This window comes from Streptomyces sp. NPDC005728, assembly GCF_040630895.1.
Classification (GTDB): Bacteria; Actinomycetota; Actinomycetes; order Streptomycetales; family Streptomycetaceae; genus Streptomyces.
Window position 1 is genome coordinate 1 of the sequence record NZ_JBEXYL010000209.1, and the last position, 6,595, is coordinate 6,595.

Here is a 6,595-nt window from a genome sequence, read left to right on the forward strand (position 1 = left end):
GTGTTTTGAGCTGTTTCTTCTTCGGTAGTGGCAGCGGCGGGCGATGGCTTGGGGCCGGGAAGGAATCGGACTCCTGCGGAGCAGGGCAGAGGCAGCCGGATCGCCGCCAGGGCGATCCGGCGTCCACCCGACGACTGGGTTAGGCAGCCCAACTGTCAGTCCCCCCGGGTGGGTTCGGGTGCATGACGACGGGAGCGATCACGGAGGAGGCCGGGTATGCCCGGTTCACCTTCCGTGTGCGCCCGTCGGAGACGCCCGCACGCAGCTGGAGGCCGCGCTCAAGCGGGCTGGCCGCAAGCGCGGCATCACAGCCGAAGCTGACCGGCTCCGTGGCGTCTTCCGCAACGACTATGCTCACCAGCCGCCGCTGGTCGAGGACGCGCTGGGCAAGCAAATGCTCGCGCTCCTGGTCCAGTTGGAGGCCGCCTGCACCGCCGCCGACGACCTTGCCGAGGCGGTCGAAGAGGCTTTCCCTCAGCACCCGGACGCTGAGATCATCCTCAGCTTCCCCGGCCTTGGTGTCCAGCTCGGCGCCCGGGTGCTCGCCGAGATCGGAGACGACCGGTCCCGCTTCGCGGATGCCCGCGGTCTGAAGGCGTACGCCGGCGCCTCGCCCATCACCCGTGCCTCCGGCAAGAAGTCGAGCATCACCCGGCGGTGGGTGAAGAACGACCGGCTCAACCACGCCGGCTACCTCTGGGCCTTCGCCTCCATCACGGCCTCGCCCGGCGCCAAGGCCCACTACCGGCGACGCCGCGACGACCACGGAGACTGGCACGCCGCGGCACAGCGCAATCTTTTCAACCGCCAATGCCACGAAGTTAGGGCTGGCCCGGCATCGTCAAGGACGTTCTTGGTTCAGGGGTTGAGCGTCGGTCGGCAGCCAGTCTGTGGCGAGTGTGTAGGTGGCATTGGCGACCTTGCTGAGGAGTCCTTCGCGGGTCCAGCGACCGAGTTGGACGTAGAAGCTGTCGTAGCGGGTGGTGATCCCGAGGGCTGCGGCAAGGTCGCGGGCGTACCAGATCCGGCTGGGTGCGGTGCGCATGATCTGCAGGACCTGGTTGCGTTGTCCGCCGTGCCCAGCGGGTCGGGCTGAGGTCGGCTGAGTGCGAAGTGCAACGGCGAGGCTGGTGACGTTTTGGCTGTTCAGGGGGTGTCCGCTGGTCGGATGCGCCGGGTAACGCGAGGTCGGGCATTTCACCTTGCGGGCGCTGGTGCGTGCCCGTCTGGGCGGCAGGAGGGCCGAGCGGATCGCCGCCGCTAGGCCTGTGCCGCCCTCCCGTTCCGACACGATGTGGTCGGCGCTGATGACCTCGTCGTGGGCAGCCTGGAGAGCGACGGTGAAGCTGGCCCGGTCCGGGTCGGCTCCGGGAAGCCCTTCCACTGCGTCGGTCATGGCCATCCGCAGCACCTGGTAGAGGGTGAGCAGGGCCCAGACCTCCTGCTCGAGGCCGGACGGGTCCTGGGAGCGCAAGACCCGTCCGGTGAGCAGCGTGTGCCGCAGCGAGTAGTAGGCGGTCTCGATCTCCCAGCGCTCGTGGTAGAGGCGGATGAGAGTGTCGGCGGGGTCCCGGCGGTGGTCGGTGAGCGTGGTCGCGAGCAGGTAGCGCCCGGTGATGGTCTGACCTCCGCTGGTGGTGACGGTGATGTCTGCGTCGATGACGCGGACACGCACGTGGTGGAAGCGGGTGAGGTAGGAGCCGTCGGGCAGAACCGCCATCACCGCGGGGCGCCTGCGGGCCGACAGCCTGACCAGGAACTGGGCGCCGGTGTCGGCGACCTGGCCTAGGAACTCGTCGCCGTCGTAGGCGCGGTCGGCCAGCAGCAGCATTTGCGAGGTCAGCCGCGGCAGCAGCCGGGTTGCCTGGACGATCTCACCGGCTTCGGACGGGCCGAAGACGGCGCCGAGGAGGCCGCGGGTGCCGGTCTCGCACAGCACGGTCAGCCGCAAGGAGGGATAGCCGGACATGCCCCAGTGGTGCCGGACCTTGCCGAGCAGGGCCCGGATGCGTGGTAGGTCGGGGGCTTTGAGGGAGTTGCAGCCGTCGAAGGCGACGGTCCGCCAGCGCCGGTAGCACACGCCCGGTGTTGAAGGGCGTGCCAGCGGCACTGCGAGCACGTTGAAGAGCAGCTCCAAGGGCTTCGGGCCGAGGCGTTTGCGCAGGTGGCGAAGGGCTGTCTCCGAAGGGGTGGGCAGGTCGAGCCCGGACAGGCCGACCACGAGTTTGTTCCACACGCGCTGGTAGCCCAGGCCAGGAAACAGTCCCAAAGCCAGCACGAAGTAGATCCCGACCCGGGACGGAAGGGCGCGCACGCGCCGCTGCACGGTTCTGGTCTGCTCGAGTACGTCGTCGACGAACTCGAAAGGCAGGAACTGGGTCAATCCGCCGAGGTGACCGGGAGCAAAGGCGCCGGCGGCAACGGTCGTAGTGCGCGTAAGGGTGCGGGTGGCGGACTGGCTAGACAACGGGATCCTCTGTACCGAAGAAGTCTTGGTCGGCTCTCCTCCTACCAGGAGATCCCGTCCCAAATCCCCGAACTACCCATACCACGAACGCTCTTGACGATGCCGGGCCAGCCCTAACTTCGTGGCATTGTTTCAACCGCATGCTTGGGCAGCTCTACTACTGCCTTCAGCACCACACTCTGTTCGATGAACGCACGGCCTTTCCGACCGCCCTCGCTGCAGCTGCTTGACATGTTGAGTGCCTGAGGTGTCTCTACCGCCGGAATTAACGAACTACCGGTAACTCCCCGGACAGCGGGCCGTTCGTGCCGCGGTGAACCGTCAGTCGGTTCCCACCTGGTCCGGGTTCTCGGCAAGGAAGAGCAGCTCTTCGGTCGTGGTTATGGGCGCGCCCTTGGTCGGGGTGGGGTAGCGGAGACCGTGGCCCATGTACCGAACAGCGGTCTCGAACAGGCCCCCCTTCGAATTGGGAAACCCCGATGTGTTATCCCCGCGGATACTGTTCCCCAGCTGGAGGTCGGCGTTCTCCTTGTCAGTCTTTTCGCCGTCTGGGTCGTCCTTGTAGACGTTCGGGCCGACGGTGTACCGGAAGTCGTGCTGCAGGCAGGCGTCGTACGTCGACTGCGTTCCGATCACCGAGTCGGGCACGTAGGTGCATCCGTTGGCGTAGAAGCTGCGCTGGACGGGACCGTCCTCCTTGACGGCGAAGACCTGTTGACGCAGCTGGACGAAATCGGCGGTGCTGAGGTTGGCGATCTCGTCGTACAGTTCAGGGCTGAAGTTCGCCCCGGGATCGTTTGCGGAGGGCAGCCCCGGTCCCTTTTGACGGCCCGGTCCACTCTCGAATGCGCTGGTCCCCCAAACTGCCCGGCTCTCACGGCTGTTTTCGTCCGGAGCGCAGTTGGCGGGCTGGTCAGTCTCCTCGTCCGGCTCCGCGCACTCTGCCTGCTGTCCGGCGTCCGGCTCCCCTGCGTCGCCGGACGGGTCCGAGGCGGCGTCGTCGGCGCCCGACTCGGGAGAATCCCCGCCCGTACCGGACCGGTCGTCGGCACCCGACTCCACGCTCTCCCCGACGACGCCGAGCCCGTCGTCGGCGCTCTGTGTGACGGCGCTCTCGTTGCCGGTGCCGGATGGTTCGTCCGCCATAGCGGTCACCGCGAACGTGGCGGCTCCCGCCGTCAGAGCGAGGGCAACTACAGCGGCCTTGACCCGCCGGTGATGAGAACGCACATGCCCGCGGGGCATCCGCATGGACATTCAAGACTCCTTTCCGGGCCGCTCTACGGGGCCCGCTGAGGGGGAAGGACGCCCGGGTCGGACACACCAGGCTAGAAATGGCGACTTAAGCAGACTCCCGCCGACCGGACCGGCACATCAGTCTTGATACCCATTCCAGGCAAACGATCGGACTGTCTCGCTCAGTCGCGGGGCCAGAGACCGCTGCAGCCATGCGGGCAGACCCGTGAATCGTCCGACGTGGAGTCGAAGACCCGGCCACAACGGACAAGAAAGCCGGAGCCACCCAAAATAGGTGGACGGCGACAACTCCAGCACCCGGCAGACGAGATCGACCCCAAGGCCCTTCTCGCGCAGGTGGTCGATCATCTCCGCATCCGGAGCCCGCTCCAGCACGGCCCGGGTCACCTCCGTCAGCAGCCCGCCTTCACCCAACAGGCAGCACCCGAGGCGTCGGCGCGATCCAGCAGCCGTTCGACGACCTCATCCACGAGCTTGTCCTCGACCGGTTCTACGGCCGGGATGTCGTTGTCGTTCATGTCCGTCCGTCCCGGCTGGCCAAAGGCCCAGGTCAGTCCTTCTGGTCCCTGTCGGGGAACGCCTTGCCAGCGTGAAAACATGATCTTGGCGCCCGCTCGCCGACTCCGGTTGCTCGTTGGGACTCCAAGCCCGCAGGTCAGTCTGGTGCAGGGGCCGCTGCGGGGCCTTGCCTTGTTGCCGTAGAGCACGCCGGCCAGACTTCGTCTTCCCCGTGGCCCATTGGGGCGGGCGCCGCCTTGTACGGATGACACGACGGAACGACCGGAAAGGGGGCACGTGCCCGTGGCGGATGCGGCTGCCGAGGAGAGCGAGCAGGGTCCGGAGCTGGTGGAGCGGGTCGCGGCGATCGATATCGCCAAGGCGTCCGGGATGGTGTGCACGCGGGTGCCGCATGAGGACAAGCCCGGCCGGAAGGTGCAGCGGGTGTGGAACGTGGCCGCGACCAGCGGCGCGATCCTGGAACTCGCGGACCACCTGATATGCCAGGGCATCACCCGGGTGGTGATGGAGGCGACCTCGACGTACTGGAAGCCCTTCTTCTTCCTCCTGGAGGCACGGGGGCTGGAATGCTGGCTGGTCAACGCCCGGGATGTGAAGAACGTCCCCGGCCGCCCCAAGACCGACAAGCTCGATTCCGTCTGGCTGGCCAAGCTCGCCGAACGCGGCATGCTCCGGCCCTCGTTCGTGCCCCCGAAGCCCGTGCGGGAGCTGCGGGACCTGACCCGCTCCCGCGCGGTCCTCACCCACGAGCGCACCCGGCACAAGCAGCGCGCGGAGAAGCTCCTGGAGAACGCGCAGATCAAGCTGTCCACGGTGATCTCCGACATCTTCGGGGTCTCCGGCCGTGCCATGCTCGAAGCGTTGATCGCGGGCGAGCGCAGCCCCAGGGCCCTGGCGGGCCTGGCGCACGGCACGATCAAGGCTTCTCCCGCCGCGCTGGAAGAGGCCCTGGCCGGCGGGTTCGAGGAACACCACGCGTTCATGCTGCGGATGCTGCTGGACACCGTCGACTACCTCACCGTGCAGATCGACAAGCTCACCGCCCGCATCACCACCCGCCTGGGCGACCTGTCGACCACCACGGGCAACACGAGTGACACGGACGACGACGGGCCCGGGCAGGGCATGCTGATGCCGCTGACCGATGTCGAGCGTCTGGACGAGATCCCCGGGGTGGGACCGGCCACCGCGCAGGTCATCCTCGCCGAGATCGGCACCGACATGTCGGTCTTCCCCACCGCCGACAAGCAGGACAGCGACGATTCTTCTCAAGACCCCACGGAAGACATGAACCTCCCACCTGACGGCAGCTTCTACCTCAACGCGCCCGATGCCCCAGACAGCACCCCCACCAAGGAGCCCTTCGACGAGACTGACGAGCAGGACAGCGGCGAACCTGCCGAGGCTCACCAAACAGGCAACAACCCTCCGCCTGACGGCATCAATTCCCTCAACGGCACCGATGCCCCGGACGGCAACCCTCAGTGAAAATCAGCCCCCGACTGACGACGAGCCACAAACTGCCCGGCGGACATCCCCAAATAGCGCAGTGCCATGACAGACACCGCGCCACAGTATCCAGCGGGTCTGGTCCGAAAACGACGTGTAGTTCGCAGGTCAGGCTGAGATCGGGTCGAAGCGGATCGTGAGGCCGAGGCTGTTGGCTTCCTTGATCGTGCGTCGCATGGCGCGTTCGGGATCACGGCGGCTGAAGTAGTCGGCCCCGAGGTCGCGGTAGGGGACTTTGTCGTGCAGCACGTGCCAGATCGCGATGGCCAGTTTGTGCATGACGGCAACCAGGGCTCGTTTGCCGCCGCGGCGGCCGGCGATGCAGTGGTAGAACACGGAGAGATAGGGGTTCTTGTCTCGAATGGCCGCCATGGCGGTGACGCCGAGCAGTCGTTTGAGGTTGCCGTTGCCCGGGCGGATGCGACCGGACCCGCTGACCCCGGCCGACTCGTTCTGGCCGGGGCAGACCCCGATCCAGGAGGCGAGATGCTGGGCGGTGGCGAACTGGGCCATGTCCCCACCCATCTCCGCGATGATGATCTCCGCTGTCAAACGTCCCATGCCAGGGATGCTGTCGAGGAGGTCAATGTCTTGCTGGCGACCGGCGACCATGGCCGCGGTCCGGGCGTCGAACGCCGTGACCGTGGCCCGGAGGCGGTCGATCTCCTCCAGGTAGTGCCGGACCATGAAGGCGCGGTGGTCGGTGAACTCGCCGTCCAGCGCCTGAAGACACCGCCAAGGACTCTCGTGGCGCCCGGGGGAGCAAGTACCCGGCGATCATCGAGCTGTAGGAATACATGCGGTTCGAATGCATTCGCCAGGCGGCAAACCATTGTGATTAGA

General features: G+C 66.9%; 5 protein-coding genes and 1 pseudogene. 2 read left to right on the forward strand and 4 right to left on the reverse strand.

Annotation, left to right across the window (positions count from 1 at the left end):
* Positions 1 to 262 precede the first annotated feature (262 nt).
* Positions 263 to 808, forward strand: a pseudogene (locus tag ABZ471_RS47255) (transposase); the annotation flags it as partial.
* 33 nt (positions 809 to 841) lie between these two features.
* Here ABZ471_RS47255 and ABZ471_RS47260 read toward each other — a convergent pair.
* The 3 genes from ABZ471_RS47260 to ABZ471_RS47270 form a co-directional block, all read right to left on the reverse strand.
* The gene (locus ABZ471_RS47260; RefSeq protein WP_359075338.1) at positions 842 to 2,467 is read right to left on the reverse strand and encodes an IS4 family transposase; all 1,626 of its coding nucleotides are present in this window, start codon (positions 2,465 to 2,467) and stop codon (positions 842 to 844) included.
* Positions 2,468 to 2,788: 321 nt separating this feature from the next.
* On the reverse strand, positions 2,789 to 3,613 hold the full coding sequence (locus ABZ471_RS47265; RefSeq protein WP_359075339.1) for a hypothetical protein: 825 nt from the start codon (positions 3,611 to 3,613) through the stop codon (positions 2,789 to 2,791).
* Positions 3,614 to 4,116: 503 nt separating this feature from the next.
* The gene (locus ABZ471_RS47270) at positions 4,117 to 4,242 is read right to left on the reverse strand and encodes a hypothetical protein (protein WP_359075340.1); all 126 of its coding nucleotides are present in this window, start codon (positions 4,240 to 4,242) and stop codon (positions 4,117 to 4,119) included.
* A 283-nt stretch (positions 4,243 to 4,525) separates the two neighbouring features.
* Here ABZ471_RS47270 and ABZ471_RS47275 point away from each other — a divergent pair, with 283 nt between their 5' ends.
* A complete protein-coding gene (locus ABZ471_RS47275) occupies positions 4,526 to 5,731 on the forward strand; it encodes an IS110 family transposase (RefSeq protein WP_359075341.1) in 1,206 nt (401 codons plus the stop codon).
* Between the two features lie 129 nt (positions 5,732 to 5,860).
* Here ABZ471_RS47275 and ABZ471_RS47280 read toward each other — a convergent pair whose 3' ends face one another.
* Entirely contained in the window at positions 5,861 to 6,439 is a 579-nt protein-coding gene (locus tag ABZ471_RS47280) for a transposase (protein WP_359075342.1), read from the reverse strand.
* Positions 6,440 to 6,595: the final 156 nt, after the last annotated feature.

What these genes read in the sequence shown, in the direction of transcription:
- ABZ471_RS47270 (WP_359075340.1), bottom strand. Translation starts at nt 4,242, where the DNA reads ATGAACGACAACGACATCCCGGCCGTAGAACCGGTCGAGGACAAGCTC.
- ABZ471_RS47265 (WP_359075339.1), bottom strand. Translation starts at nt 3,613, where the DNA reads ATGGCGGACGAACCATCCGGCACCGGCAACGAGAGCGCCGTCACACAG.
- ABZ471_RS47280 (WP_359075342.1), bottom strand. Translation starts at nt 6,439, where the DNA reads ATGGTCCGGCACTACCTGGAGGAGATCGACCGCCTCCGGGCCACGGTC.